Origin of the sequence: Streptomyces sp. NPDC058664, from assembly GCF_042716635.1 — a bacterium.
Lineage (GTDB): Bacteria > Actinomycetota > Actinomycetes > Streptomycetales > Streptomycetaceae > Streptomyces.
The window spans coordinates 28,384-55,327 of sequence record NZ_JBHXRW010000017.1 but is presented as its reverse complement, the minus strand read 5'-3'; the positions used below and the strand labels follow the sequence as shown (position 1 = coordinate 55,327).

Here is a 26,944-nt window from a genome sequence, read left to right as displayed (position 1 = left end):
GGGCGCGTCACCGCGCGCGCCGACCACGGGTGACCGACGGGTCATTACCGAGGGTAAAGGAACGGACGGGATGTCCGGGACGGTCGACGGGATGGTCAAGGACTTGACCATCCCGTTGGTCCAGACCAGAATCCAGGCCGTATACCCGCGCGAACACCCCGTTCGGTCCCCCCATGCCGGGTCAGCCCCTCATGCGCACGACCCTGTGCTGAACCGCAGAAGGTGACCTACGTGAAGAACCGCCATCTCGCCTGCCCCCTGGCAGTCGCCACCGCGCTCTCCCTCGCCGGCTGCGGGATGCTGCCGGGTGACGGCGGGACGAAGACCGTCAACCTCTGGCTCATGCGGGACAGCGTCAGCGAGGACTTCCTCAACCGCTTCACCGAGGCGTACGAGGAGGAGCACGCCGGCATCGAACTCCAGGTCACCATCCAGGAGTGGACCGGCATCGGCAAGAAGGTCACCGAGGCCATCCAGGGTCCCGGCGGTCCCGACGTCATCGAGGTCGGCAACACCCAGGTCGCCCAGTACGCCGACACCGAGAAGCTGTTCGACCTCACCCTGGAGTCGGTCCGCGACCTCGGCAGCGAGGACTGGCTGCCCGGTCTCGCCGAACCCGGCAGCATCAGCGGGTCCCAGTTCGGCATCCCCTGGTACGCGGCCAACCGCATCGTCATCTACAACAAGGACCTGTTCGCGGACGCCGGGATCGACAAGCCGCCCGCCACCCGCGCCGAGTGGCTCGCCGACACCGAGAAGCTCAACCGCGAGGGCTCCCAGGGCATCTACCTCGCCGGACAGGACTGGTACACCCTCGCCGGATTCATCTGGGACGAGGGCGGCGAACTCGCCACCGACAAGGGCGGCGAGTGGACCGGCGCCCTCGCCAGCCCCGCGGCGCAGCGCGGCATGGCCTTCTACAAGGACCTCCAGTCCCTCGGCTCCGGCCCCAAGGACGCCGACGAGCAGAACCCGCCCCAGGCCGACGTCTTCGCCAAGGGGGACGTGGCCCAGCTCATCGCCACGCCCAGCGCCGTCGCCGCGATCCTCAAGGCCAATCCGGGGCTCAAGGACAAGCTCGGCTACTTCCCGATACCCGGCAAGAAGGCCGGTCAGCCCTGCGCCGTCTTCACCGGCGGCTCCGACCTCATCATCCCGGAGAACGCGCCCGAGCGCGGTGCCGCCCTCGACGTCGTCAAGGCGCTGGCGGGCGAGAAGTGGCAGACCGAACTCGCCCGCGCCATGGGCTACGTACCCAACAAGAAGGGGCTCGCCTCCGTCGTCGCGGGCCAGGAGGCCACCGCCGTCATGGCCAGGGGCGCCGCGCGCGGCCGGGCGACCCCCAACTCCCCGCAGTGGGCGAACGTCGAGGCCGACAACCCCATCAAGCCGTACATGACGGCCGTCCTTCAGGGCAAGGACCCGCTGGAGGCGGCCCGGAAGGCCTCGGCCGAGATCACGGACACCCTCGCCGAATAGCATTCAGCGTGTCCACATCCGCGATCCCCCGGACGGACATGTCGAATCCAGCCGGTCACGGAAGAAGTAAGGAGCCGGGCCACCGCTCACACGGTCCGGCCCCGCCCCTTCCCCTTCCGTACGCCGGAGGAGCCCGACATGTCCGCACCGACCCCCACGCTCGCCGTCCACACCCAGGCCCAGCCCCGGTCACTCGCCGTCCCCCTCCAGCCGCAGGCCGCCGAGCAGCGGCCGGCCCCCCTCGTCGAAGCGCCCACACCCCGGTACGTGGTCGGGCTCGCCCGCGACCAGGAGGACGTCCGCGCCGCCCAGCGGCTGCGCCACCAGGTGTTCGCCGGGGAGCTCGGCGCCCGGCTCGACGGTCCCGAGCCCGGCCTCGACACCGACGCCTTCGACGCGTACTGCGACCACCTCCTCGTACGGGAGGAGAGCACCGGCGAGGTCGTCGGCACCTACCGCATCCTGCCGCCCGACCGCGCCGCCGTCGCCGGACGCCTCTACTCCGAGAGCGAGTTCGACCTCACCCGCCTCGCCCCCGTCCGGCACGACCTGGTGGAGGTCGGCCGCTCCTGCGTCCACCCCGCCCACCGCAACGGCGCCGTCATCGCCCTCATCTGGGCCGGTCTCGCCCGCTACATGACCCGCACCGGCCACAACTGGCTCGCCGGCTGCTGCTCCCTCCCGCTCGCCGACGGCGGTTCCCTCGCCGCCGCCACCTGGGACACGGTCAAGGCCAAGCACCTCGCGCCCGAGGAGTACTGGGTCACCCCGCACAAGCTCTGGAGCCCCGACGGCATCGCCCGCCCCGAGGGCCGCACCGAACTCCCCCCGCTGCTGCGCGGCTACCTCCGGCTCGGCGCCTGGGTCTGCGGGGCCCCCGCGCACGACCCCGACTTCGGCGTCGCCGACCTCTACGTCCTGCTCTCGCTGCGCCGGACCAACCCGCGCTACCTCAAGCACTTCCTCTCGCTCGCCCCGGCACGGTGAACGGGACCACGGCCCTCTCGCCGTGGCTCCCCACGGCGCCCTGCACCCCGGGCCACTGCGCCGCCCACCCGGAATCCGCCCACCCGGAATCCGCCCACCCGGAATCCGCCCACCCCGCGGATGCGGCCAGGGCCGGAGCCGTCCGTGCCTCGGTACGGCTGACCGCCGGTCTCGGCACCGTCCTCCTCGGCGTCCTGCTCGCCCCCGCCACCGTCCTCCTCCCGGCCGCCGTCCGGCTCGCCCTCGTCCGGCACTGGCTGCGGGCGGTGGCCCGCGCCTTCGGGGTACGCGTCCGGTACGAGGGAACGCCCCCCGCCACCGGCCCGCTCCTCGTCGTCGCCAACCATGTCTCCTGGCTCGACATACCGCTGATCGCGGCCGTCCTGCCCGGCCGCATGGTCGCCAAGTCGGAGGTGCGCCGCTGGCCCGTCCTCGGCACGATCGCCGCGCTCGGCGGCACCCTCTTCATCGACCGGGACGGCCTCAGGGCGCTGCCCGGCACCGTGCGCGCGATGACCGGGGTGCTCGCGGGCGGTGGCAGGGTGATCGTCTTCCCCGAGGGCTCCACCTGGTGCGGGCGGGCCGGCGGGCGGTTCCGGCCGGCCGCGTTCCAGGCGGCTCTGGACGCCGGGTGCGCCGTACAGCCGGTACGGATCGACTACCGGCCCGCCGGCGCCGCCGCCTACGTCGCGGACGACCCCCTCGGCTCTTCCCTGTGGAGGGTCGTCTCCGCCCGCCGTCTCACCGCCGTCGTCCGGGTGCCGGAGCCCCTTCAGGGCCTCCGGCACCCGAACCGCCGTACCCTCGCGGCGGCCGCTCAGCGGGCCGTCCATCAGTCGGGCGTCGACCAGCGGGCCGTCCGCCAGCCGGGCGTCGACCAGCGGGCCGTCGTCGAGTCTGCCGTCGCTCAGCGGGCCGTCGCCAGCGACAGCGCGAACCTGTCCTCGCCGTCGGTCCACCAGCGCGCCAGATCGAGGCCCGCCTCCGCGAGTTCCGCCCGTACGCCCGCCTGACGGAACTTCGCGGACACCTCCGTCCGCATCTCCTCGCCCGCCGCGAAGGGCACCACGAGGTCCAGTTCGGGGATCTTCACGGTGAGCGCGCGGCGGGCCCGCAGCCGCATCTCGATCCACTCCCGCTCGGGGTCCCACACGGCCACGTGGTCGAACGCGTCCGGGTCGAAGTCGGCGCCCAGCTCCCGGTCCAGCACGGACAGCACGTTCTTGTTGAAGGCGGCCGTCACCCCGGCCGCGTCGTCGTAGGCGGCCACGAGCGTCGGCTCGTCCTTCACCAGGTCCGTGCCGAGCAGCAGGGCGTCGCCCGGCGTGAGCATCGACCGCACCGAGCGCAGGAAGGTCCGCCGCTCGCCGGGCAGCAGATTGCCGACGGTGCCGCCGAGGAAGGCCACCAGACGCGGCCCCGGCATCCCGGGCAGCGCGAGCCCCCGGGTGAAGTCCGCGACGAGCGCGTGCACCCGCAGCTCCGGCCGCTCGGCGAGCAGCGACTCGGCCGCCCCGGTCAGCGCCGACTCGCTCACGTCCACGGGCACGTAGCCGTCCAGGCCGGGAAGGAGGGCGTCGATCAGGAACCGGGTCTTCTCGGAGGAGCCGGAACCCAGCTCCACCAGGGTCCTGGCCCCGGTCGCGGCGGCGATCTCCGGCGCCCGCTGCTTCAGGATCTCCCGCTCGGCCCGCGTGGGGTAGTACTCGGGCAGCCGGGTGATCTCCTCGAACAGCTCGCTGCCCCGGGCGTCGTAGAACCACTTCGGCGGCAGCTCCTTGGGGGAGCGGGTCAGGCCGTGGAGGACGTCGGCGCGCAGATCGGCGCCGGCGGCGTCCGGGGCGAGGGTACGGGTCAGCTGGAACGGGCTCACGCGGAGGGCTCCTTGAGCGGGGTGAGGGTGACATCGGCGCGGGTCGCGGTCACGAGCGTGCGCTCGGGAACCTCACGCCAGCGCGGATCGTCGTCGTACGGTTCGGAGGCCACGACCACCCGGTCGGTGCCCTTCAGGTACCAGAGGCCGTTCCCCCAGGTGGTCGCGGCGATCCGGACACCGTCGGTGAGCAGCAGGTTCAGCCGGGAGCCCGGGGCCGCGGCGGCGACCTCCCGCACGATGTCGGCGAGGGCGTCACCCGGCGCGTCACCGGCCCGCAGCCGGTGCAGCACGAGCGCCCAGAGCAGCGCCGAGTCGGTGCGCGCCTCGACCCGGAGCAGTTCGCCGGCCGGCAGCGTCCCGGCGAGCGCCGCCAGGGAGTCGGGCCAGCCCTCGACGGCGCCGTTGTGGCTGAACAGCCACGGCCCGCCGGCGAACGGGGCAGCCGCGGCCTCCCCGTCGGCGCCCGGCAGCGTCGCCCCGCGGACCGCCGCGAGCAGCGCCCCGGAGCGCACCACCCGGGCGAGGTCGGCGAAGGACAGGTCGCCCCAGATGGGGGCCGCGCGCCGGTACCGGGCGGGCACCGGGTCCCCCTCGGCGTACCAGCCCACCCCGAAGCCGTCGGCGTTCACCACACCGCTGCTCTGCGTACGGGGCTCCCAGGACTGGCGCAGCAGACCGTGCGCCGGCCGGACGATCAGCTCCCCGAGCGCCACCGGCTCGCCCACATAGGAGATATGACGGCACATCAGTCGAGCTCCGCGCTGCGGGCGGTCCGGAAGCCGGCGAAGATCTGACGCCGCACCGGCAGGTCCCAGTTGCGGAAGGTGCCCCGGCAGGCGACCGGGTCCACGGCGAACGACCCGCCGCGCAGCACCTTGTGCTCCGGTCCGAAGAACACCTCCGAGTACTCCTTGTACGGGAAGGACCTGAACCCCGGGTACGGCAGGAAGTCGCTCGCCGTCCACTCCCACACGTCCCCGATCAGCTGCCGTACGCCGAGCGGCGAGGCGCCCTCCGGGTAGCTGCCCGCCGCCGCGGGCCGCAGGTGCCGCTGCCCGAGGTTGGCGTGCCCGGGGCCCGGGTCCGCGTCCCCCCACGGGTAGCGCCGCGAACGCCCGGAGACCGGGTCCCACCGGGCGGCCTTCTCCCACTCGGCCTCGGTCGGCAGCCGCCGTCCCGCCCAGCGCGCGTAGGCGTCCGCCTCGTACCAGCTCACGTGCAGGACGGGCTCCTCCTCCGGCACCGGTTCCGTCACCCCGAACCGGCGGCGCAGCCACTGACCGCCGTCCCGGCGCCAGAAGAGCGGAGCCGCGATGCCGTGCTCCCTGATCTGCGCCCAGCCCTCCGGCCGCCACCAGCGCCGGTCCGTGTACCCGCCGTCGGCCATGAAGGCCAGGTAGGCGCCGTTGGTGACCGGGGTGGTGTCGATGTGGAAGGCGGGAACGGACCGGGGGTGCGCCGGACGCTCGTTGTCGAGCGCCCACGGCTCGTCCGAGGTGCCCATGGTGAACGGGCCGCCGGGGACGAGGACTTCGGGAGGCAGTGGACCGCCCGTCCGGACCGGCGGCGGGGGAGCGGTCAGCACGGCGGGACCACGCCGCAGTTGATGGGTGATCAGCATCGTCTCGTCGTGCTGCTGTTCGTGCTGGGCGACCATGCCGAAGGCGAAGGCGGCGTCGAGCAGCGGCCGCCCCTCGAACGGACTGCGCTCCAGGACGTCGAGGACGCGGAGCCTGACGTCCGCCGCGTAGGCGCGGGCCTCGGCCGGTGCGAGCAGCGGCAGCGAAGGACGGGTGGCGCGCGGGTGCTCGAAGGCGTCGTAGAGCGAGTCGATCTCGGGCCGCAGCGCCTCCCGGCCCGCCACGGCCCGCCACAGCCACTGCTCCTCCTGGTTGCCGATGTGCGCCAGGTCCCAGACCAGCGGAGACATCAACGGCGAGTGCTGGGAGGTCAGTTCGCCGTCCTCGACACAGGAGGTGAGCAGTGCCGTTCGGGCCCGCGCCACGGTCAGGGCGTCCAGCGCCCGCCGGCGCAGGGCCTCCGTATCGAACCCCGCCTCTGTCGCCGTCATGACGTCACCGCCTCGAAGTCGTCGGCCGGGCAGCTCCCGGGGATCACGTACCGCTCGTGGAAGGCGGCGACCGACCGCCGCAGCTCCTCGCTCGCCCCGATCCGGGGCAGCGCCTCCAGGGCGGCGGCGAACACCGCGCGGGCGGCGGCGTGCAGCTCGGGATCGGCGAGCCCGTCGCGGGCCGCCGCCAGCCAGAGCGGATTGCGCGGGGCGGGACCGGCGCCGGCCCGCTCCGCGAGCGGCTTCACCGCCCGGTACACGGTCTCCGCCGCCTCCGGGTCGTCGAACACGGCCGTCGTCACGGCCACCGGGACCATCCAGCCGTCCCGGCCGGGCTGCGCGTCGACCATCCGCAGCTCCAGATGGCCGCGCGGCCGCACCGGCGGGAAGAGGGTCGTCATGTGGTAGCGCAGGTCGTCGGCATCGGCCGGCCGGGGCAGGCCCGTGCGCAGCCAGTCGCGGAAGGTCAGCCCCTCCGGCACGTCCCACGGCCCCTCGTCGGCCCGTACGCACATCACCGGGGTGTCCAGGACGTGCGTCGCCCACTCCGCCCGGGGTTCCCCGTCCGGCGGGGGCGCGAGCGCCCGCAGCGGGTCGAGGTCCGTCCACAGCGCCTGCCGCGTCGAGCGCCAGCCGGTGCGACGGCCGCCGTGCAGCGGGGAGTTGGCGAACGCGGCCACGAGCACGGCACCCACGAGGTGGGCGAGCCGCCACCTCCGGTGGTAGCCGAGCGGCCCCGGCTCCTCGACGCCCGCGTCGAGGCAGATCTGCACCGAGGCCGATTCGCACATCATCGCCCGCCCGGCCGGTCCTGTGCGGTCGAGCGCGGCCTCCATGGCGTCGTACCGGGGCTCGTGCAGCACCCGGCCGCGCGGCGCGTTCCAGGGGTCGACCCCGTAACCGCTGAGGGTCAGACCCAGGGAGCCGAGCGCCGACCGCACCGACCGCAGATCGGCGGCGAGGGAGTCGAGACATTCCATGAGCGACCCGGCCGGGCGCGAGCTGAGCTCCAGCTGCCCGCCGGGTTCGAAGGTGAGGGCCGACACCAGGGGCAGGGACCGCACGGCGTCGTGGGCCGCCGCGAGCCTCGGCGGCGGTACGGGGAGCCGGGGGTCACGCAGCTCGTGCACGAGCCACTCCAGCTCCACCCCCACGGTACGGGGCGGGCCGGTCTTGAAGCAGATACATCGCAGCAGGTCCTCCGCCTCCCGCTCGGTGAGAGGGGGCCCGCCACGCGGTATGCCGCTCGACGACATCCGTACACCTCCTGGTCATCGGGACTGGTCCCGGAGAGTCGCTGACTCCACCTAAAGCCACTGCCGAGCGGCGTGCAAGAGCGCCTTCGGCGAGCCTGTCACCTCCACCCGGTGCCCCCGCCCGTCCGGAACCGCCCGCGGCCCCGGCGCCCCGGGACGGCCACCCCGGGAAATCCCGTTGTGAAGGCCGGGACGAAACGATCATGCTGAGCGTCATGAGTGCACGACTGCGCGCGATCGCGCGGCAGACCGAGGAGATCGTGGCCGCCGGTCACTACCGCGCCCCCGACGGCCGGACCGTCTCCCTCACCGACGACCTGACCGCCGCCCTGGCCGGAACCCGCCTGTACGGCCCCGACCCCGTCACGGTCACCCCCGACACCGACCGCACCCCCGTCATCGACGTCACCGGTGAGAGCAGCCTGGCCGCCGCCCGCAGGATGACCGCCGCCGACGCCACCCGCCCGGTGGCCGTCCTCAACTTCGCCTCCGCCCGCAATCCCGGCGGCGGCTACCTCAACGGCGCCCAGGCCCAGGAAGAGGCGCTCTGCCGCTCCTCCGCCCTCCACGCCACGCTGCTGCGCGCCCCCGCCTACTACGCCCACCACCGGGAGGAACGGGACGCCTTCTACACCGACCGGGTCATCCACTCGCCCCGGGTGCCCGTCTTCCGCGACGACCGCGGGGCCCTCCTCGACGACCCCATCACCGTCGGCTTCCTCACCTCGCCCGCGCCCAACGCGGGCGTCGTACGCCGCCGCACCCCCGAACTCGCCGGCCGCCTGCCCGCCGCCATCGCCAGCCGTGCCGAGCGCGTCCTGGAGACGGCCGCCGCGACGGGCTACCGGCGGCTCGTGCTCGGCGCCTGGGGCTGCGGGGTCTTCCAGAACGACCCGGAGCAGGTCGCGGGCGCGTTCAAGGCGCTGCTCACCGGCGACGGCCGCTTCGCCGGCCACTTCGAGGAGATCGTCTTCGCGATCCTGGACCGGGCCCCGGGCACGCCGACGCTCGCCGCCTTCGCCCGGGTCGTCGCGGCGGCCGTCTGACGTGCGGCCCCCGCGGCCCCGTGCCACGCTGAGGGGATACGGACCGTTTGTCCGAAACTCCTCACAGGAGGCACGATCGTGGGCAAGAAACAGACCCGGACGAACCGGGGAGCCCGTACCGGCGGCCACGAGCACCGCACCGAGGCGGCCACCGCCGAACGGAGCTCGGCGGCCCCGAAGAGGGAGACCACGATGCCCCTCGTGGAGCACGCCTCCCACCGTAAGGACCGCAAGTTCGGCCACAACTAGGCAGAGCACGGCGGGGTGACGGAGAGGGGCCCGGAGCCGTGACGGCTCCGGGCCCCTCTCCCGTACACCCACCGGGGCCGGTTACTCCCCGTCGCCGACCGTGATCTCCACGCTCTCCTCCGACGCGCGGGGCGAGGGAACGGCCCCCAGCCGGTCCTGAGCGCCCGGGTTCATCGTGGAGAGCAGCTGCCGGGCCAGACCGAGCCCGGTACCGCCCATGGTCAGCGCCTTCGCGAACACGTCCGCCATGCCGTCGGCACCGTTCAGCAGCACCATCTGGTCCACGTTCCCGAACGCGGACGCGCCCGCGGAGACGATCTCCGGCCACTTCTCGGCCAGCTGCTGGGCGACCACGGCCTCCTGGTTCTCGGCGAGCGCCGCCGCACGCGCCTTGATCGACTCGGCTTCCGCAAGACCCTTCGCCCGGGTCGCCTCGGCGACCGCGAGCCCCTTCGCGTGCTGCGCCGCCGCCTCGGCCTCACCCGTGAGCCGGGTCGCCGTGGCCTTGGCCGCGCTCGCCAGCTCGGTCTCCTTCGCGTCGGCCTCGGCCGCCGAGATCCGGGCGTCGCGTTCGGCCGCGGCCAGCGTCCGGGTCTCGTACGCCAGCGCGTCGGCCGGCTTGCGGACCTCCGCCTGGAGCTGCTGCTCCTTGCGGTGCCCCTCCAGCTCGGCGACCCGGGTCTCCTGGACGACGACCTCCTGGCGGGAGGCCGCGTCGGCCAGCGGACCGGCCTGCCGGGCCTTGGCCGTGGCCTCGTCCCGTTCCGCCTGGTAGCCGGCCTGGAGGATCTCGCTGTCGCGGGTCGCCTCCGACATGCGCGCCGCGGCCTGCTGTTCGGCCTCGGTGGCCCGCCGGTTCGCCTCGGCCTGCGCGATCCGCGCGTCCCGCTGGACGGCGGCCGCGTGCGGTGCGGCCAGGTTCTTGATGTAACCGGTCGGATCCTCGATCTCGTGGATCTGCAGCGAGTCGACGATCAGTCCGAGCTTCTCCATCTCCGTGCCACAGGCCGAACGGGCCTGCCCGGTCAGCTTCTCCCGGTCACGGATCATGTCCTCCACGGTCAACCCGCCGACGATGGCGCGGAGATGACCGGCGAAGACGATGTGCACCCGCTCGCTCATGAGCTTCTGCTGGTCGAGGAAGCGGCGGGCGGCGTTGGCGATCGACACGAAGTCGTCACCGACCTTGAAGATCACCACACCGCGGACCTTGAGCGGAATGCCCTGGTGGGTGACGCACTCGACGGACAGCTGGGTCTCGTTGAGGTCGAGGGAGAGCTTGCGCACCGCCTGTACACCGGGCAGCACGAGCGTGCCGCGGCCGGTGACGATGCGGAACCCCATGCCCGCGCCGAGGCCCTCGTTCTTGTGGTTGGAACCGGAGATGATCAGCGCCTCGTTGGGTTCGGCGACGCGCCACATCATTTTGAACACACCGATGAGAACGGCGAAGGCGCCGACGACGACGCCCGCCACAATGCCGATGCCCATGGACTGGGTCCCCCTTCACCGGAGCCGACACGGACCCGGTGAAAGGAGTGTGCACCTGTGACGGGCGCCACTCAACGGTTCCGTCAACTGTCGTACGCGGCTGTGACATAGACGGTGCGTGGAGGGAGATGTTCCATGACCATCACGACCGTCCCGACGCCGATCCGCTCCTTCGGGGAGGCCGGATGGGCGAGGAAGTGCTCGGCACCGCCCCGGATCCGGACGATCACCTCGCCGACGAGACCGGGCCCGACGGTGCCGGTCACCCGGCCGAGCAGTCCCACAATCGAGGAGTCCATCGACGCGTCGTCCATGCCTGAACGGTACGTCAGATCCAGCCGTCCAGAGCGGACATGAACCCGTCGAAGTCGTCCCGGTGGACGGTGTGTCCCGTCTTCGCCACGGTACGGACGGTGAATCCGCGCTCCTCCAGCATCCGGGCGGCGCCGGGGGAGACCAGCATGCTCGGGTCGGCGAGGGCGACCAGGGAGGGGACGGCGGCGCGGGCAGGCCACAGGTCCGCGCCCACGAAGTCCACCAGACCGTACGCCGACCGCTCGTCCCAGAGCCGTACCGACGCCATCTCGGTGTCGAGGTCCTCGTCCGACCAGTGCGGGTTGAACCCCCGGATCTGCTCGCGGGTCATCGACCTGCCCCGGACGAAGATCTCGGCCTGGTAGCCGCCGAGACCCGCCCCGAGGTGCCAGGCGGGATCGGAGTAGACCGCACGGGCCGGCCCCAGCCCTTCCAGGGCACGGGCCAGGACGAGGCCGCCCAGCGAGTGCCCGACGGCCAGCTCCGCACCGGCCGGGAGGGTTTCGACGAGGTCGCCGGCGTAGTCCTCAGGACGGTACTCCTCCGGTCCCGCGGCCCGCCCGCTCAGCCCGTGCCCCCGCAGGTCCACCGCGATCACCCGGTAACCGCGCTCCGCGAGCGCCGGTCCGACCCGCCGCCAGGTGCGGTGGTCGGCCATGAGGCCGTGGACGAGCAGGGCGATCCGGTCACCGGATCCCCAGGTGGTCGTGTGCAGAAGCACGGTTCGGCCCTTCCTGACGGAGTTCCGCGGACGCCGACGGGGTCAGCGCACGCTGCGGATGGGGTGCACGGCGAGCGCGCCGAGTACCGACAGTACGGCGGCGATCAGGAACAGCGCCGTGTACCCACCGCTCAGCGAGACGACGAGCGAGGCCACGAAGGGGGCGACGATCTGCGGGCCCGCGTTGGCGACGTTGAGGACCCCCATGTCACGGGCCGCGTCCTCGGCCTTCGGGAGCACCAGGGTCACCAGGGCGGTGTCGACGGCCATGTAGCAGCCGAAGCCGAGTCCGTTGACGACGGAGAAGGCCAGCATCGCCGTCCAGCTCGTGGAGACCGCGGGGATGAGCAGGGCCACGGCGGCGAGCGCGGCGGAGGCGCCCACGAAGAGCTTGCGCCGGTCGAACCGGTCCGAGAGCCAGCCGCCGAGCACCGTGGAGACCACCATGGCGACGGCGGTGAGCGGCGCGAGGACCGCCACGGCCTGCTCGGGGCTCAGCCCGGCGGGCAGGACGGTGTGGTCCTTGAGGATGTACAGCTGGAATCCGGCCACGGCGAAGTAGCCGAGGACCAGGAGGGCGCGGCCGATGAAGGCCCAGCGGAAGTCGTGGTCCTTGAGCGCGCCGCCGAAGGCGGCGATCTGCTCCCGCACCGGCAGCGGGGCCCTGGCCGGCATGCGCTCCTCGCGGGCGCAGGCGGTGAAGAGCACGGCGGTGGCCGCGACGACCGCGCCGAACACGAGGTAGCCGGTGCGGTAGTCCTCCGAGAAGGCCGCGCCGACGAGGGCGCCGATCGTCGAGCCGACGGGAAGTCCGAGGCCGACGGCCGCCGAGGCCTTGCCCCGGGCGGCCAGGGGTGTCCGGTCGGGCACCACGGAGGTCAGGGCGGCCTGGTAGACGTTCATGACGGCCTGGCCCAGACACCAGGCGATGGTGACGAGCAGGATCGTGTGGACGTTGCCGAGCAGCAGCATCACCGGCAGGGCGAGGAGCCCGCCGGCGAGGATCCACGGGTTGCGGCGGCCCGAACGGTCGGAGAGGGCGCCCGCGACCGGGTTGAAGACGGTGGCGAAGATCGCGGATATGCCGGAGACGAGGCCGAAGTTCGCCACCTTGTCGGCCGGGTCGATGTCCTCGATCTGGAGCGCGAGGAGCATGCCGGGGACGCCGACGTACAGGGCGTACATCGCGGTGTTCCCGGCGAGGAGCAGGGGGAGCAGACCACGTGTCGGCCGGCCGGCGGACGGGGAGCCGGACGCGTCGGTGCCTGCGGAAGGGGAGGAAAGGGCCACGGTGCCCTCCTGGGGAGATCGCCCGGAGAAGGGGCGAGAGCGGAGTCGAACGGGAGTGGTGACACGTGTAAGTAACGTGTGTGGGCATTGTGTAGCACCCGATTCCGGCCATCCGCCAGACCCTGTGCCGGATCGTTCTGGAAAGATGCCGAGGCGATGAGCCAGCCAACCGAACAGTCCTCCGAGCGCCCCGCCGGACGCACGGTCCCGACCAGCGCCGATGTCGCCCGCCTCGCGGGCGTCTCCCGGGCCACCGTCTCGTACGTCCTGAACAACACCTCGGCCGTCCGCATCAGCGAGCCCACCCGCCGCCGGGTGCGCGAAGCGGCCGAGGAGCTGGGGTACGTGCCGCACGCCGCCGCCCGCAGCCTGCGCGCCGGCCACAGCAGGATGGTGCTGCTGCCGACCTCCCACGTTCCGGTCGGGCCGCTGTACAGCCAGTTCTTCAACGAGTTCCAGTGGGCGCTGCGGCGCCTCGACTACACGGTGGTCCAGTACGGCAGCGTCGGTCTGGAGGCCGAGGAGGCAGCCCGCGCCTGGGCCGAGCTCCGGCCGGTGGCCGTGGTCTCGCTCGGCGAGATCCGGCTCAGCGGGCAGGGGGTCGAGATCCTCAAGCGCTCCGGAGCGCGGGCCGTCATCACCCTCGGCACCGAGGGCGTCGAGGGCACCCACGCCCTCGTCATGGACCAGGGGCGGGTGGGCGAGGTGGCCGCCGCGCACCTGGTGGAGACCGGCCGGCGCCGGATCGGCGTCGTCATGCCCGAGGAACCGGGACTCGCGATGTTCTCCGGCCCCCGCCTCGAAGGCGCCCGGCGCGCCGTCGAGGGCACGGACGCCACCGTCGTACCCCTGCCGCTGAGGTACGAGGAGGAGTCGGCGAACGCGCTCGCCGGGCGCTGGCGCGAGCTGGGGCTCGACGGTGTCTTCGCCTACAACGACGAGTACGCGATGCTCCTGATGCGGGCGCTCCAGGACGCGGGCGTCGCCGTGCCGGCCGAGACCGCCGTCATCGGCGCCGACGACCTGCTCCTCGGCCGGCTGCTGCGGCCCCGGCTCAGCACCGTACGCATCGACATGGTGCTCGGCCGCGAGCTGGCCGAGCTCGTCGACCGGGCCGTACGGGAGCCGGAGGCCCCGCCCCGCACCCGCGCGCTCCTTGCCTCGCGGGTCGTCCGGCGGGAGTCCAGCTGAACGTTTAGCGTCGGTCCATGAGCACAGTTCCGAAGCGTTTCGAGATCCTGCTGGTGCCCGCGCACGTCGAGGACCGGGGCGGCGCCTCCGTCACGGACAGTGCCGTCCGGTCGGCCGTCGTCGAGGCGACCGGGCGACGCGGCGCGTCGGGCTATCCGATCTACGAAGGGCACGGCGTCATGGCCGACATCGACCCGGAGACCCGGACGGTCGAGGCGCTGCTCGTCGACGGGCGCGAGCTGGACTACGGCCTGACGGCTCTCGTACGGCCCCTGGCACGCGACTGACCTACGGAGGCCATCGGCACCGGGCCCTGGCCGCCGGGTCCCGGCCGCCGGGCTTCGATCGCCGGGCCACGGCCACCGGGCCACGGCCACCGGGCCTCGGTCGCCGGCCGTCGACATCGGGCCCTGGACCGGTCTCCGCCGTCCAGCCGCCCGACTGCCTCCCCGCATGGCGGGAACTCGCCCCCGAGATCGCGCATCCGTGCGGCGGAGCCATCGGCATCGGCATCGGCGGCGGGCTCGCCCCTGGAACACCGGGGCCCCGCACGACACACGAGGGGGGTACGGGAGAGGCCCTCCCGTACCCCCCTCGTGACGGCTCACTTCGCCTTGGCGTCCTCGATGGACTTGCGGACCTCGTCCATGTCCAGCTGACGGGCCTGCCCGATGACGTCCTCGAGGGCGGTCTCCGGCAGCGCGCCGGGCTGCGCGAACACGGCCACGTTGTCGCGCACGATCATCAGCGTCGGGATCGAGCGGATCTCGAACGCGGCGGCCAGCTCCTGCTGCGCCTCGGTGTCCACCTTGGCGAAGACCAGGTCCTGGTGACGCTCCGAGGCCGCCTCGAAGACCGGACCGAACTGACGGCAGGGACCGCACCAGGAAGCCCAGAAGTCGATGAGGACGAATTCGTTGCCGCTCACGATCTCGTCGAAGTTGTCCTTGGTGAGCTCTACGGTGCTCATGTTCCTACCTTTCGGGGTCTCCTGGCGGGTTTCCTCACGGTCCCCTGGGGACTCGCCCGGCACAACCGCGTATCGAGCCGTGCTATTCCGGGGTGCTGCGCCAGACTGGGACCCATGACGCGAACGGTGGAAGACGGACACGAGTACGACGTGGTGGTTCTCGGGGCGGGTCCGGTGGGGGAGAACGTCGTCGACCGGGTGCGGGCCGCCGGCCTCAGCGCCGCGATCGTCGAGAGCGAGCTGATCGGCGGCGAGTGCTCGTACTGGGCCTGCATGCCCAGCAAGGCGCTGCTGCGTCCCGCGATCGCCCGCTCCGACGCCCGGAAGGTCGCGGGCCTTCGGGAGTCGGTCTACGGTCCGCTGGACGCCCTCGAGGTCCTGGCCCACCGGGACCAGGTCGTCGGCCACTGGAAGGACGAGGGCCAGGTGGACTGGCTCGACTCCGTCGGCGTACGGGTGTTCCGGGGGCACGGCCGTCTCCTCGGTCCCCGCCGGGTCGAGGTCACCGGCCCCGAGGGCGAGCGCCACGTGCTCGCCGCCCGGCACGCGGTCGCCGTCTGCACGGGCAGCCGCGCCGTCCTGCCGGAGCTGCCCGGTCTCGCCGGGTCCCGGCCCTGGACCAGCCGTGAGGCGACCAGCGCCGACCGGGTGCCCGAGCGGCTGGTGGTCGTCGGCGGGGGAGTGGTGGGCGTGGAGATGGCCACCGCCTGGCAGGCCCTCGGCGCGAAGGTGACGATGCTCGTACGGGGCGGGGGCCTGCTGCCCCGTATGGAGCCCTTCGTCGGTGAGCACGTGGCCGACGCCCTCACCATGCGCGGCGCGGACATCCGTACCGGCGCCACGGTCAGCGCGGTGGTGCGCGACGGCGGTACGGGACCGGTCACCGTGGTCCTGGAGGGCGGCGACCACGTCGACGGCGACGAGGTCCTCTTCGCGACCGGCCGGGCCCCGCGCACCGAGGACATCGGCCTGGAGAAGGTCGGCCTGGAGCCGGGCTCCTGGCTCGACGTCGACGACAGCCTCAAGGTCACCGGCAGCGACTGGCTGTACGCCGTCGGAGACGTCAACCACCGGGCGCTCCTGACCCACCAGGGCAAGTACCAGGCCCGGATCGCCGGCGCCGCCATCGCCGCCCGCGCGCGGGGGAGCGAGCCCCTGGACGACGGGAGGTGGGGCGCGCACGCGGCCACCGCCGACCACGCCGCCGTACCGCAGGTGGTGTTCAGCGATCCCGAGGCCGCCGCCGTCGGCCTCAGCCTGGCCGAGGCCGAGCGGGCGGGCCACCGGGTCCGGGCCGTGGACCTCGACATGCGGCAGGTCGCCGGGGCCGGGCTCTACGCCCAGGGCTACCGCGGCCACGCCCGGATGGTCGTCGACCTCGACCGTGAGGTCGTCGTCGGTGCCTCCTTCGTCGGCCCGGGGATCGGCGAGCTCGTCCACTCGGCGACGGTCGCGGTGGTCGGCGAGGTCCCCATCGCCCGTCTGTGGCACGCCGTTCCCTCCTACCCGACGCTGAGCGAGGCGTGGCTGCGGCTCCTGGAGGCCTACCGAGGCTGACGGGTCCTCAGTTCGTCCGACCGGCCGTGGTGTTGTCGTCCGCGGTCGCGTACGGCGGGACGAGTGCCCGGGCGGCCGAGCGGGCCGCCTCCAGGGCGGGACGCGGATCGCGGCCGGACTCCTGGCCCAGGACGACCCGGGTGCTCAACCCGTCGAGCAGGGCCAGGAGTTCGGAGGCGCGGGCGCCCGTGTCGAGCGGCGCGAACCGCCGCCGCGCGACGCCCGCGGCGAGCAGTGCCTCCAGGTCCTCCTGCCAGCCCCGGTCGAGCTCCTCCTGGGCCTCGCGGAGCGCGTCGTTGCCGGGGGTGCGGGCCCAGAGTTCGATCCACAGGGTCCAGCGAGGGTCGCGAGGGCCGCGCGGCAGGTAGAGCCGCAGGAAGTGGTCGAGTTTGCGCTCGGCCGTGATCCGCCGGGCGAGCAGCGCGCGGCGCTCCTCGGCGAGCGCGGCCTCGCTCCACCGCAGGGCGGCGAGCAGCAGCAGGTCCTTGCTGCCGAAGTAGTACAGGATGTGGCCGCCGCTCGTGCCGAGCCGCTCGGCGAGCGCCGACATGGTGAGGGCGGAGAGGCCGTCCTCGGCGATCGCCGCCATGGCCTCCTCCAGCATCCGTTCCTGGGTGACGTGTCCGTCCCGCCGTCGTGCCGCCCCTGCCACCGCCGCTGTCCCCGTCCTGCCGTTCCGCCACCGCTCGCGCCGCTCGCTCGCGCCGCTCGTACGGGGTCGACCCTAACCGCAACCTCCGAAGGTCTTGACGTGGCCCGAACCCATCGCACATCTTGAATGCCGTTCTAAGTGTTAGAACGGCATTCAAGACAGGAGTGCGGTGTGCTCGGACACGAGACGGCGCCCGTGACCACGGGCCGGGACGAGGTGTTCCAGGTCGAGGAGCACGGAATCGACCCCATACCCGACGCCGAACGGCACGGAAGCGCCAAAGACGTCTTCTGGCTCTGGTTCGGCTCGAACCTCACCTTCACGTACGTCATCAACGGCGCCCTCGCCGTCGCCTTCGGGCTCTCCTTCTGGCAGGCCACCGCCGTCGTCGTGATCGGCGGCCTCTCCTTCCTCGCCATCGGCGCGGCGGGACTCGGCGGCGTGCGCACCGGCACCGCGACCCTCGTCCTCTCCCGCGCGGCCTTCGGCCCGCGCGGCAACTGGCCGGCCGGGCTCCTCAACTGGATCGTCAGCATCGGCTACACCATCGTCAACACCGTGGTGGGCACCCTCGCCCTCGAAGCCTTCTTCGCCGACCTCGGCTGGAACGGCGGCCACACCGCCCGCGCCCTCGCCCTCGGCGTCACCCTCGCGCTGACCTTCGCCGTCGCCCTCTGGGGCCACGCCACCGTCCAGTTCGCCGAACGGTGGATGGCCTACGTCCTGGCCGCAGGCTTCGCCGCCCTGCTCGTCCTCGTCCTGCCCGGCGCCGACACCTCGGCCCCCGCCGCCTCGCCCGGCGCCGCCGGCTGGAGCCTCGCCTTCGTCGTCATGCTCGCGGGCCCCTTCTCGTACCTCCCGATGCCCGCCGACTACACCCGCTATCTGCCCCGCACGACCTCGCTCAAGGCCGTCACCTGGAGCGGAGCCCTCGGCGGCTTCGTCTCCTCCGTCGCCCTCGGTGTCGCGGGCGTGGCCGCCGCGACCCAGACCGACATGACCGACGCCGTCGCGGGCACCGAGAGCCTGCTCCCCGGCTGGTTCCAGCCGCTCTTCCTCGCCCTGGTCCTCGGCGGCTCCGTCACCAACTCGATCATCACGCTCTACTCGTCGAGCCTGAACCTCCAGGTCCTCGGCATCCCCTGGAGCCGGGCCCGCGCCATCCTCATCAGCGCCGCCGTGACGGCCCTCGGCTCCCTCGGCGCCCTCTTCCTCACCGACTTCACCACCTCGCTCCTCTCCTTCCTCTCCCTCCTGATCATCGTCTTCGCCCCCTGGGGCGGGGTCTTCCTCGCCGACATGGTGCTCCGCCGCTGCACGTACGACTCCGCCGGACTGCACACGACCACCGGCGGCGCCTACTGGTACCGCTCCGGCTGGCACCCGGCCGGCGTGACGGCGCTCCTCTCCGGGCTCCTCTTCTCCGCGCTCACCTGCGACTCCGCACTCTGGACCGGCCCGCTCGTCGCCCCGCTCGGCGGCGCGGACCTCACCCTGCTCGGCGCGGGAGTCTCGGCCCTGGTGTACGTGCTCCTCGCACGCGGGCGCGTGACCCCGGTCCGCGACTGAGCCCGCCCCGTACTCCCGCCCTCCTCGCCGGCCCCCGCCCGAGTTCCCGCGCTCTCACCCTCACCCCCGCCCTCGTCACCCGTTCCCCCCGTACGCACGTCACGGAGCCACCCCGTATGAACAGCACGACCCCCGCCCCCGCCCGAGTCCCCGCGCCCGCCGACCTCGTCCTCACCGGGGCCCGGATCCACACCGTCGACCCCGTGCTCCCCGAGGCGCAGGCCCTCGCCGTCCGTGCCGGGCGCATCGTCTGGATCGGCTCCGACGCCGGAGCCGCCGCCTGGACCGGCCCCGGCACCCGGGTCCTCGACGCCGGCGGCCGGCTCGTCCTCCCCGGCTTCGTCGACGCCCACAACCACGTCCGCCTCGGCTCCGACGACGCGTGCGTCCAGCTCGCCGGCGCCCGCGGCCTCGACGCGATCCACGCCCGTATCCGCGCCTGGCACACCACGCACCCGGACGCCGAGTGGATCGAGGCCGAGGCCTTCGACTACTCCGCGATCCCCGGCGGACGCATGCCCACCGCCGCCGACCTCGACCCGGCCACCGGCGACACCCCCGCCCTCGTCCTCAGCTACGACGTCCACACCGCCTGGCTCAACACCGCAGCCCTCCGACGGCTCGGCGTCGACCGCGACCACACCGACCTCCCCTTCGGGCGGGCGGTCACCGACCCGGCGACCGGCGAACCGACCGGATTCGTCAAGGACTTCGCCGTCAAGGGACTCTCCCGCGACGGCCACCGCGCCCTGCGCGAACTCGGCGTCCCGTGGGCGTCGCCGGACCGGCAGTACGGGCGGCTCGCCAAGAGCCTCGACGACGCCATCGGCTTCGGCATCACCACCGTCGTCGAACCCCAGAACTCCCTCGACGACCTCGCCCTCTTCCAGCGCGCCCGGGCCGAGGGCCGCCTGCGCTCCCGGATCGTCGCCGCGCTCTTCCACCCGCGCGGCACGACCGACGCCGACCTCGACGCATTCGCCGCCGCTGCGGACGAGTTCGCGGACGACCGCCTGCGGGTCGGCCCGCTCAAGCTGTACATCGACGACGTCGTGGAACCCCGTACCGCCGCCCTCCTGGAACCGTACGCGGGCTGCTCCCACCACCGCGGCGACACCTTCTACCCGCCCGAGGAGTTCGCCGACCTGCTCACCCGCCTCGACGCGCGGGGCTTCCAGTGCTTCGTCCACGCCACCGGCGACCGGGGCATCCGTACCGTCCTCGACGCCGTCGAACGGGCCCGCGCCGCCAACGGTCCGCGCGACGCGCGCCACCAGATCGTGCACGTCGAGTGCCTCGATCCGGCCGACACCCCGCGCTTCGCCGAACTCGGCGTCGTCGCCTGCATGCAGCCCCGGCACGCCGCCCCCGACATCGCCGGCCCCGGCCAGGACTGGGCCGAGAACGTCGGCCCCGACCGCTGGCACAAGGCCTGGCCCCTGCGCAGTCTCAGCACGGCCGGCGCCGTCCTCGCCCTCTCCAGCGACTGGAACGTCGCCGAGATGGACCCCATGGTCGGCATCCACGCCGCCGTCACCCGCCGCCCGCCCGGCGGCGGGGAGGCCTGGACGGCGGGCGAGACGATCGACGTCGTCACGGCGGTCGAGGGCTACACGATGGGCTCGGCGTACGCCAATTTCCTCGAGGACGAACGGGGTTCGCTGACGGTCGGCAAGCTGGCCGACTTCGTCGTCCTCTCCCGCGACATCCTCCGGGTCGACCCGGAGGAGATCCCGGGCACGGTGGCGGAGACGGTCGTGGTGGGCGGGCAGGTCGTGGTGGAGCGCTGAGGGCGGGCGGACCGGACGGCCCGACCCGGTGGGGACGGGCCGCCCGTGGCGCGCGTACGAGCGGGGTCGTACGAGAAGGCCGTACGTGGCCGGCGCGTGGCGCGGGAAGCGCGTGCGCGCCGACGTCCACGCACCAGCCGGCGGGTCAGAGTCGGTCGAGGATCTTCCGCAGGGCGGCGACCTCGGCGGACTGGGTCCGTACGACGTCGTCGGCGAGCGCCTTGGCCGTGGCGTTGCCGCCGTTCTCCTGCTCGTCCTTCGCCATGTCGACGGCGCCTTCGTGATGGGCGATCATCAGCTCGGCGAACTTGCGGTCGAAGTCCCCGCCCTTGACGGCGGCCAGGTCCTTCATGTCCTGCTCGGACATCATTCCGGCCATGCCGTGTCCGCCACCGGAGCCGTGACCGGCGGACTCGGGCTCGCCCCAGCCCTTCAGCCAGGCCTTCATCTTCTGGATCTCGGGGTCCTGGGCCTGCTCGATCGCGGTGACGAGCTTCTTGACCTCCGGGTCCTGGGCCCGGCCCTCGGCGAGCTTCGCCATCTCCAGGGCCTGCTCGTGGTGGGGGATCATCATCTGCGCGAACATGACGTCCGCGTCGTTGAAGGCTCCGGGCGCGGCGGACGGGGACGCGGAGGTGGCGGCGGACGGGCCGGCGTGGTGCGTTCCGCTCGGGCCGCTGTCCGTGCCACAGGCGGAGAGCAGGAGTCCGGTCGCGACGGCGGCGCCGACGAGGGCGGACGTCCGGATGGTGCGAGGGGTGAGGGCATGCATGTGGGTGATACCTCGTGTGCTGTTCGTGCGGACGGAAAAGGGCAGGCCGAAGACGTTCACGGGCAGCGCGGGGCGCCCGCGGCGGCGGTACGGCCTAGATCCGCAGGACGGACAACTGAGCGAGGTCGGGAGGCCGGAACGGCGGCGCGTGCGGTCCGAGCACGGGTGTGAGCCGCGCGAGGAGGAGCGCCGGCCGGTCGGGGCGCCGCCGGAGGGCGGCCCGGACGAGCCCCGTGAGCAGCCAGCCGGTCAGGACGGCGACGCACAGGGTGGTCATGTCCATCGCGGTGCCCGGCTCGTGCCCGGTGCCGGAGCCCTCGCCGCCGTGGCCTTCGCCGCCACCGTCATGGGCGGGACCGGTGGAGGCGGCCGCGGTGGTCTCCGTACCTCCGCCCGAGCCCTCGGGGTGGCCGACGGCGTGCATCAGGAACACACCGAGCGCGAGCACGACGACGAGCAGAAGGTGCGCCAGGGCACCTTCCGCTCGACTGCCGTGTTCTGCTCGGTGTGGCCGCACAGCCAGGACCTCCTGGCTGACGAATATACCGTGCGGGGGTATCGGGGTCGCGTCAGGACGGCGGCGTCTCGCCCGCCATGGCGGCGGCCATCCGCAGGTGCGGCGCGGCCTCGTCCGCGCGCCCCAGGCGTTCCAGCGTGCGCCCGAGCATCAGCCGGGCGTAGTGCTCGACCGGGTCGCGCTCCAGGACGGCCTTCAGTTCGGTCTCGGCCCGGGAGAGCTGGGCGGAGTGGTAGTAGGCACGGGCGAGGAGGAGCCGCTGGGCCGTCTGCTCAGGGTGCTCGGCGACCAGGCCGCGCAGGATGCGGACGGCGGTTCCGTACTCCTTCGCGTCGAAGAAGAACCGCGCGCGGTCCCAGCGTTCTCCGGCCGTTCCGAACTCGTAGTACGTGTCGCTCACTTGCCTCTGCCTTTCCGGGGGCCCCGATCTGCCACCCTGGGAGGTGGACGACCAGGTCAACAAGCCGAGATGGTTGAACATTCCACTACGATGATTCGCGTCTCCACGGAGGCACCACGCCTCCCGCGAACCCGGACAGGAACAGGTTGAGCATGAGCAATCTTGATCGCCAGGCCACGCTGACCGTGTGCGGCGGCCGCGGCTTCGTCGTCGCCGAGCCGGTACGGGAACTCCTCAGCCCCCGGCGCGTCCGGCTCGGAGAGTCGACCGAGGTCCGCCGGCTGCTCCCCAACCTGGGCCGGCGGATGGTCGGGGCCTGGGCCTTCGTCGACCACTACGGCCCCGACGACATCGCCGACGAACCGGGGATGCAGGTCCCGCCGCACCCGCACATGGGACTCCAGACCGTCAGCTGGCTCCACGACGGCGAGGTCCTGCACCGCGACTCCACCGGCAGCCTCCAGACCATCCGGCCGCGCGAACTGGGCCTGATGACCTCGGGGCGGGCCATCTCCCACTCGGAGGAGAGCCCCAAGCGGCACGCCCGCCTTCTGCACGGCGCCCAGCTCTGGGTCGCCCTCCCCGACGCCCACCGCCACGTGGAGCCGCACTTCCAGCACCACGCCGACCTGCCGCGGGTCACGGCCCCGGGCCTCACGGCCACGGTGATCCTCGGCGAACTCGATGGCGCCGCCTCGCCCGGCACCACGTACACCCCGCTCGTCGGGGCCGACCTCGCCCTCACCGCCGGCACGGAGACGAACCTCCCCCTGGACCCCGACTTCGAGTACGCGGTCCTGGCGATGTCCGGCGAGGCCCACGTCGACGGCGTCCCGGTCCTCCCCGGCTCGATGCTCTACCTGGGCTGCGGCCGCACCGAACTCCCCCTCCGCGCGGCCTCCGACGCCGGCCTGATGCTCCTCGGCGGGGAACCCTTCGAGGAGGAGATCGTCATGTGGTGGAACTTCGTCGGCCGCACGGACGAGGAGATCCGCAAGGCGCGCGAAGAATGGATGACGAGCGACCGCTTCGGCGAGGTCAAGGGCTACGACGGCGACCGCCTGGACGCCCCGGAGGTCCCGACGACGCAGCTGAAGGCGCGGGGGCGGGTGCGCTGACCTGGGTTTTCCTCTTCTGCGTCAATCCAAGGTCGAGGGATGCTTGGCTCCGCCGTGGCTGTCGTCGCGACTGCGGGAGGGCGCGTATCGCAGCTCCTTCCGCAGTCGTGCGGTCGGTGGGTGCACTTCCGGAGTGTGCTCGGGTGCGAGCAGGTCTGGTCAGCTGAACGCCGACCTTTTGCCGACTTTGCTGACGGTTCATCAGGTGCCCTGACGGTGTGGCGCAGGCAGTGGCGGCACGCCGGGCTCGGCACCGTGGCCTGCGTGGCCATGGCCATGGCCTGGCGGGGCGTGGTGGTACGTCTGTTCCGGCCGGCCGGCCGGCCTGCTCGGCTCGGCGTCAGGCGTTGCCCCAGCCCTGGTCGAGCAGGATGGAGCCGGCGAGCCGAGGGTTCTGCTTCAGCGCGGTGACGTCCTTGGGCTCGCCGTACTGCCTGCGCTGCTCTCGCCGATGAGCCGCATGGTGCGCTTTCGCATGTCGCATCACGGGCGAGTGCGGGGGATAGGGTTTTCAGCTGTTGGCTCCCGTGGGTGAGGAGTCTGCTGGCGTGTTCTGGGGAAGTGATGCGCAATGGGGCTTTCGGGCGGAGCGGCCGACAAGGCGGGAACCGGTACGAGGCCTGGTGGGCCGCACTGAGGATGGCGGAACTCCTTCGGGGGGAAGCCGGGCCTTCCCCCGTGAAGGTGGGCACGCGGTTATTGATCACGCGGCGAGCGTGAGTTTAGCGGCGTGGTGTCGGTGTTCGTATTCGTTGGGGCTGAGGTGGCCGTTGGCGGAGTGCGACCGCGGCCACCGAACTGGCCCTCGCGCTCGGCCGGGGCGAGAGCGTGACGACCCTCGGACTGGAGATCGCGACCACCCTCACGGTCAGGGAGAGTACGGCTCCCCCCAAGGCCTGCTGACGAGCGGCCGACGCGACAGACGCGACCGACGACGCCCGGTCACGAGCGAACCGCTGCTCGTGACCGGGCGTTTCCGTGCGTGGCCGTGCGTGGCCGTGCGTGGGGCTCAGTGGTTGAAGGTCAGCCGCGGAGCCGCGTTGCGGGCGAGCGTGTGGGCCTGGTCGGCCCACCAGGTGCCGGCGGGCGGGTCGACGATGCCGTACTCGGGATCGATCGTGCCGCCGGTGTTGCGCGTACAGCTGCCGTCGGATTCACCGGGGATCTTGACCCACAGGTAGGCGTCGACGAGCGGGACACCGGTGTTCGCGGTCGGGCGGGCGCCGAGGCCGCGGCCGGGCGCGTTGCACCAGATCTCCGGGTCACCGCTGTACTTGCCGGGCTCCGGGGCCCAGGCGCCGAGGCCGTTGCGGCTGGTGTCGATGACGAAGTGGTGCAGCGCCTCGCTCGGCGGGGTGCCCACGTTCTGGTCGAACCAGGCGTCGGTCCAGCGCCAGGTCGTGGGATCGGCGGAGTCGACGACGCTGCCGGGCGTCCCGTCGGCGGGCGCGGCGGGCGAGTAGTACTGGGTGGCGCACCAGTCGGCGTGACCGCGCGCGTACTCGGGTCCCTCGGTGGCGAACCACATGCACTTGGCTATCCACGTGCCGTACCGGGTGTTGTGGTCGGTGGGGTGGGTGTTGGACACGTTGAGGGCGAAGCCGTCGCCGTACTGGACACCGGCGTCGAGGAGCCGCTGCGCCATGTCGCCGACACCGCGCCACAGGACGTTGCCCGCGTCCAGGTAGGCGGCGGTGCGCGGTCGGGCCTTGATGGTCTTCACGGCGTACTCGAGGTCGGCGATCCGGGTGGCGGTGAGTTCGCCGGTCGGGTCGACGGCGGGTCCGCAGTCCTTGGGAAGGAGGGCCAGGCCGTCGGGCTCGACCACGACCACAGCCTTGCTGTCGCCGATCCCGGCGGCGAAGGCGTCGATCCACTGCCGGTACGCGGCGGAGGAGGCGGCCCCGCCGCTGGAGTACTGGGTGCAGTCCCGGCCGGGCACGTTGTAGGCGACCAGGATCGGGGTCCGGCCGACCGTCCGGGCCTCGCGGACGAGCTGCTTCACCTTGGCGCGGACCTCGTCGGGCGTGCCCTCGGTGAACCACTCGGCCTGCGGATGGCTCGCGAGCTTGGCCATGTTGGCGGCGTTCACGAAGTCGCCGGCGCGCAGGTCGACGAGGGCCTGCTTGGCGGCCTTGCTGACGGGGTCCACGTAGAACTTCGTGGCCGGGGTGACCGGGTCCTCCACGGGCGTGGCCCCCGTGGACGCGGTCCCGGCCGGCGCGGCCTGCGCCTGCGTCGCGGTCAGTGCGGCGCAGGCGGCGACCGCCGCGACGACGGCGGTCACGCGGCGCCTGAGGCTGCGTGGCTTCATGAATGCTCCTGGTCGAAAGGGGGAGAGGCGGAGAAAGCGGTCAGGGGGTGGGTCCCTGTGGCCCGGCCGACGGGGCAGGGAGGACCGGGCCACAGGAGTCGGGGGGTCAGTAACCGTAGATCATCTTGTACGCGGCCTCGGGAAGGAACTGGCCGGCCGTGGAGCCCGCTCCGACACCGCAGTTGCCGTCGGACTCGCCCGGGGCCTTGATCCACAGGAGCATCTCGGCGCCGCCGCCCAGCTGGGTGGGCGTGCCGATGCGGCGGCCCGCCGCGTTGCACCACTCGCCGCTGGAGCCGTTGCCGTTGCGGCTGGTGTCGACGACGAACGGCTTGGTGTAGCCGTACCGGGCGCCGAGTTCGCTGTTGACGGCGTTGCCGTAGGCGGTGTTCTGCGCGGTGGTGAAGTAGTTGGAGATGTTGAGGGAGAAGCCGTGGGCCTGCCGGAGACCGGCCTCGTGGAGGCGCTGCGCCATCGTCGCCGCGTTGACCCAGCCGGGGTTGCCGGCGTCGAGGTAGACCCAGGTGTTGGGCGCCTGGCGGCCGAACTCGGCGACGGCTCCGTTGATCATGCCTTGGCGTTCGCGGATCTGCGTAGGGTTCAGACAGCCGTAGTCCGCGATGGCGTCGGGTTCGAGGACGACGACGGCCGGACGGGCGGCGATCCCGCCCGCGAACTGCGCGATCCAGGTCGCGTAGGCGGACGGCGAGGCGGCGCCGCCCGAGGAATGCCCGCCGCAGGTGTCGCGGTTGTAGATGTTGTACGCGACCAGGATCGGCAGTTTGTCCGCGTGGTCCGCGGCCCCCACGTACGCGCCGGTGGCGGTGCCGATGGTGCCGCTCCAGGAGCCGAACCAGCGGGCCATCGGGGTGTTGGCGAGCGACGAGTTGATGGCGGGTGCCCGGCCGTCGGCGGGGTTGGCGGCGACCCACTGCTTGGCGCTGGAGTTCGGGTCCGTGTAGAACCCGCTGGTCATGCCGGTCGGGTCGGCCGCGTGTGCGGACGGTGCGACGGCGAGTGCCATCGGCAGCGAGAGGAGGGCTGCGGCGAGGGCGTGGAGTCTGCGGCGCATGGCTGTACCTCGGTTTCCTGGCGGCGGATGGGCCGCCCGCTCACGTCCTGAGCGGGCGGCGCACGGAGGAAGTGCGGTGTACGAGGGTGGCACTGGCGTGGAAGCGCTCCCACTGGAAGCGGTCCCAGTCTGCGCTTCGGCTGCCTGGGGTGTCGGCGGTATCGTGTCGACGCCCCACTCGGCCTGTCAAGTACCACCACGTAACCCGCACTTCACATGGCGGCAGGAAGGGTTTACAGTC

General features: G+C 72.8%; 27 protein-coding genes. 11 read left to right on the top strand and 16 right to left on the bottom strand.

What is annotated here, in order from left to right:
* The first annotated feature begins 231 nt into the window (after positions 1-231).
* From ACFWUY_RS16155 to ACFWUY_RS16145, 3 genes are all read left to right on the top strand, one after another.
* Positions 232-1,479 (top strand): extracellular solute-binding protein, encoded by a 1,248-nt coding sequence (locus tag ACFWUY_RS16155; protein ID WP_384107827.1) that lies wholly within the window; start codon positions 232-234, stop codon positions 1,477-1,479.
* 138 nt (positions 1,480-1,617) lie between these two features.
* Positions 1,618-2,466: a GNAT family N-acetyltransferase gene (locus ACFWUY_RS16150; RefSeq protein WP_384107825.1), complete on the top strand. Its 849-nt coding sequence runs from the start codon at positions 1,618-1,620 to the stop codon at positions 2,464-2,466.
* The gene (locus tag ACFWUY_RS16145; protein ID WP_384107823.1) at positions 2,463-3,479 is read left to right on the top strand and encodes a lysophospholipid acyltransferase family protein; all 1,017 of its coding nucleotides are present in this window, start codon (positions 2,463-2,465) and stop codon (positions 3,477-3,479) included. Before ACFWUY_RS16150 ends, ACFWUY_RS16145 begins: the two co-directional genes overlap by 4 nt.
* Here ACFWUY_RS16145 and egtD read toward each other — a convergent pair.
* The 4 genes from egtD to egtA are packed head-to-tail and all read right to left on the bottom strand — an operon-like array spanning position 3,374 to position 7,669.
* Positions 3,374-4,339: an L-histidine N(alpha)-methyltransferase gene (egtD, locus tag ACFWUY_RS16140; protein WP_384107821.1), complete on the bottom strand. Its 966-nt coding sequence runs from the start codon at positions 4,337-4,339 to the stop codon at positions 3,374-3,376. The genes ACFWUY_RS16145 and egtD overlap by 106 nt on opposite strands.
* Entirely contained in the window at positions 4,336-5,088 is a 753-nt protein-coding gene (egtC, locus tag ACFWUY_RS16135) for an ergothioneine biosynthesis protein EgtC (RefSeq protein ID WP_384107819.1), read from the bottom strand. Before egtC ends, egtD begins: the two co-directional genes overlap by 4 nt.
* The gene (gene egtB / locus ACFWUY_RS16130) at positions 5,088-6,413 is read right to left on the bottom strand and encodes an ergothioneine biosynthesis protein EgtB (RefSeq protein WP_384107817.1); all 1,326 of its coding nucleotides are present in this window, start codon (positions 6,411-6,413) and stop codon (positions 5,088-5,090) included. Before egtB ends, egtC begins: the two co-directional genes overlap by 1 nt.
* Positions 6,410-7,669: an ergothioneine biosynthesis glutamate--cysteine ligase EgtA gene (gene egtA, locus ACFWUY_RS16125; RefSeq protein ID WP_384107815.1), complete on the bottom strand. Its 1,260-nt coding sequence runs from the start codon at positions 7,667-7,669 to the stop codon at positions 6,410-6,412. The genes egtB and egtA overlap by 4 nt, the downstream gene beginning before the upstream one ends.
* 215 nt (positions 7,670-7,884) lie before the next feature.
* Between egtA and ACFWUY_RS16120 the strand changes: the two genes are divergently transcribed.
* Complete coding sequence (locus ACFWUY_RS16120; protein WP_384107813.1) at positions 7,885-8,715, top strand: TIGR02452 family protein; 831 nt, start codon at positions 7,885-7,887, stop codon at positions 8,713-8,715.
* Positions 8,716-8,793: 78 nt separating this feature from the next.
* Positions 8,794-8,964 carry a hypothetical protein gene (locus ACFWUY_RS16115; RefSeq protein WP_384107811.1) on the top strand — a complete coding sequence of 57 codons (171 nt, stop codon included), beginning with the start codon at positions 8,794-8,796 and terminating at the stop codon, positions 8,962-8,964.
* An 81-nt stretch (positions 8,965-9,045) separates the two neighbouring features.
* Here ACFWUY_RS16115 and ACFWUY_RS16110 read toward each other — a convergent pair whose 3' ends face one another.
* The 4 genes from ACFWUY_RS16110 to ACFWUY_RS16095 form a co-directional block, all read right to left on the bottom strand.
* Complete coding sequence (locus ACFWUY_RS16110) at positions 9,046-10,455, bottom strand: flotillin family protein (protein ID WP_384107810.1); 1,410 nt, start codon at positions 10,453-10,455, stop codon at positions 9,046-9,048.
* An 83-nt stretch (positions 10,456-10,538) separates the two neighbouring features.
* On the bottom strand, positions 10,539-10,769 hold the full coding sequence (locus tag ACFWUY_RS16105; RefSeq protein WP_384107809.1) for a hypothetical protein: 231 nt from the start codon (positions 10,767-10,769) through the stop codon (positions 10,539-10,541).
* A gap of 14 nt (positions 10,770-10,783) precedes the next feature.
* Positions 10,784-11,491, bottom strand: a complete 708-nt coding sequence (locus tag ACFWUY_RS16100) for an alpha/beta fold hydrolase (protein ID WP_384107806.1) — start codon at positions 11,489-11,491, stop codon at positions 10,784-10,786.
* A 42-nt stretch (positions 11,492-11,533) separates the two neighbouring features.
* Complete coding sequence (locus ACFWUY_RS16095; RefSeq protein WP_384107803.1) at positions 11,534-12,781, bottom strand: MFS transporter; 1,248 nt, start codon at positions 12,779-12,781, stop codon at positions 11,534-11,536.
* 156 nt (positions 12,782-12,937) lie between these two features.
* Between ACFWUY_RS16095 and ACFWUY_RS16090 the strand changes: the two genes are divergently transcribed.
* Both ACFWUY_RS16090 and ACFWUY_RS16085 read left to right on the top strand, forming a co-directional pair.
* Entirely contained in the window at positions 12,938-13,972 is a 1,035-nt protein-coding gene (locus ACFWUY_RS16090) for a LacI family DNA-binding transcriptional regulator (RefSeq protein WP_384107801.1), read from the top strand.
* 17 nt (positions 13,973-13,989) lie between these two features.
* Entirely contained in the window at positions 13,990-14,259 is a 270-nt protein-coding gene (locus ACFWUY_RS16085; RefSeq protein WP_384107799.1) for a hypothetical protein, read from the top strand.
* Positions 14,260-14,576: 317 nt separating this feature from the next.
* On the opposite strand, the gene trxA is transcribed toward ACFWUY_RS16085, so the two are convergent.
* Positions 14,577-14,942, bottom strand: a complete 366-nt coding sequence (gene trxA, locus ACFWUY_RS16080) for a thioredoxin (protein WP_384107797.1) — start codon at positions 14,940-14,942, stop codon at positions 14,577-14,579.
* 114 nt (positions 14,943-15,056) lie between these two features.
* Between trxA and ACFWUY_RS16075 the strand changes: the two genes are divergently transcribed.
* Entirely contained in the window at positions 15,057-16,499 is a 1,443-nt protein-coding gene (locus ACFWUY_RS16075) for a dihydrolipoyl dehydrogenase family protein (RefSeq protein WP_384107795.1), read from the top strand.
* A 7-nt stretch (positions 16,500-16,506) separates the two neighbouring features.
* Here the strand turns inward: ACFWUY_RS16075 and ACFWUY_RS16070 are convergent, their stop codons facing one another.
* Positions 16,507-17,151 (bottom strand): TetR/AcrR family transcriptional regulator, encoded by a 645-nt coding sequence (locus ACFWUY_RS16070; protein ID WP_384107793.1) that lies wholly within the window; start codon positions 17,149-17,151, stop codon positions 16,507-16,509.
* 171 nt (positions 17,152-17,322) lie between these two features.
* On the opposite strand from ACFWUY_RS16070, the gene ACFWUY_RS16065 reads away from it, so the two are divergent.
* Together ACFWUY_RS16065 and ACFWUY_RS16060 are read left to right on the top strand one after the other, a co-directional pair.
* Positions 17,323-18,720 carry a purine-cytosine permease family protein gene (locus tag ACFWUY_RS16065; protein WP_384107791.1) on the top strand — a complete coding sequence of 466 codons (1,398 nt, stop codon included), beginning with the start codon at positions 17,323-17,325 and terminating at the stop codon, positions 18,718-18,720.
* Positions 18,721-18,836: 116 nt separating this feature from the next.
* Positions 18,837-20,510: an amidohydrolase gene (locus ACFWUY_RS16060; RefSeq protein ID WP_384107789.1), complete on the top strand. Its 1,674-nt coding sequence runs from the start codon at positions 18,837-18,839 to the stop codon at positions 20,508-20,510.
* Positions 20,511-20,655: 145 nt separating this feature from the next.
* Here the strand turns inward: ACFWUY_RS16060 and ACFWUY_RS16055 are convergent, their stop codons facing one another.
* The 3 genes from ACFWUY_RS16055 to ACFWUY_RS16045 all read right to left on the bottom strand — a co-directional run bounded on the left by ACFWUY_RS16055 (position 20,656) and on the right by ACFWUY_RS16045 (position 22,199).
* On the bottom strand, positions 20,656-21,282 hold the full coding sequence (locus ACFWUY_RS16055; protein WP_384107787.1) for a DUF305 domain-containing protein: 627 nt from the start codon (positions 21,280-21,282) through the stop codon (positions 20,656-20,658).
* A 94-nt stretch (positions 21,283-21,376) separates the two neighbouring features.
* Positions 21,377-21,799: a DUF6153 family protein gene (locus ACFWUY_RS16050; RefSeq protein ID WP_384107785.1), complete on the bottom strand. Its 423-nt coding sequence runs from the start codon at positions 21,797-21,799 to the stop codon at positions 21,377-21,379.
* A 52-nt stretch (positions 21,800-21,851) separates the two neighbouring features.
* The gene (locus ACFWUY_RS16045) at positions 21,852-22,199 is read right to left on the bottom strand and encodes a tetratricopeptide repeat protein (RefSeq protein ID WP_384107783.1); all 348 of its coding nucleotides are present in this window, start codon (positions 22,197-22,199) and stop codon (positions 21,852-21,854) included.
* Between the two features lie 152 nt (positions 22,200-22,351).
* Here ACFWUY_RS16045 and ACFWUY_RS16040 point away from each other — a divergent pair, with 152 nt between their 5' ends.
* Complete coding sequence (locus ACFWUY_RS16040; RefSeq protein ID WP_384107781.1) at positions 22,352-23,317, top strand: pirin family protein; 966 nt, start codon at positions 22,352-22,354, stop codon at positions 23,315-23,317.
* Positions 23,318-23,657: 340 nt separating this feature from the next.
* On the opposite strand, the gene ACFWUY_RS16035 is transcribed toward ACFWUY_RS16040, so the two are convergent.
* From ACFWUY_RS16035 to ACFWUY_RS16025, 3 genes are all read right to left on the bottom strand, one after another.
* Positions 23,658-23,801 carry a hypothetical protein gene (locus ACFWUY_RS16035; protein WP_384107777.1) on the bottom strand — a complete coding sequence of 48 codons (144 nt, stop codon included), beginning with the start codon at positions 23,799-23,801 and terminating at the stop codon, positions 23,658-23,660.
* A gap of 525 nt (positions 23,802-24,326) precedes the next feature.
* Positions 24,327-25,631, bottom strand: a complete 1,305-nt coding sequence (locus ACFWUY_RS16030; RefSeq protein WP_384107775.1) for a glycoside hydrolase family 6 protein — start codon at positions 25,629-25,631, stop codon at positions 24,327-24,329.
* A 106-nt stretch (positions 25,632-25,737) separates the two neighbouring features.
* Positions 25,738-26,703, bottom strand: coding sequence for a glycoside hydrolase family 6 protein (locus ACFWUY_RS16025; RefSeq protein ID WP_384107773.1), 966 nt, complete (start codon positions 26,701-26,703; stop codon positions 25,738-25,740).
* Positions 26,704-26,944: the final 241 nt, after the last annotated feature.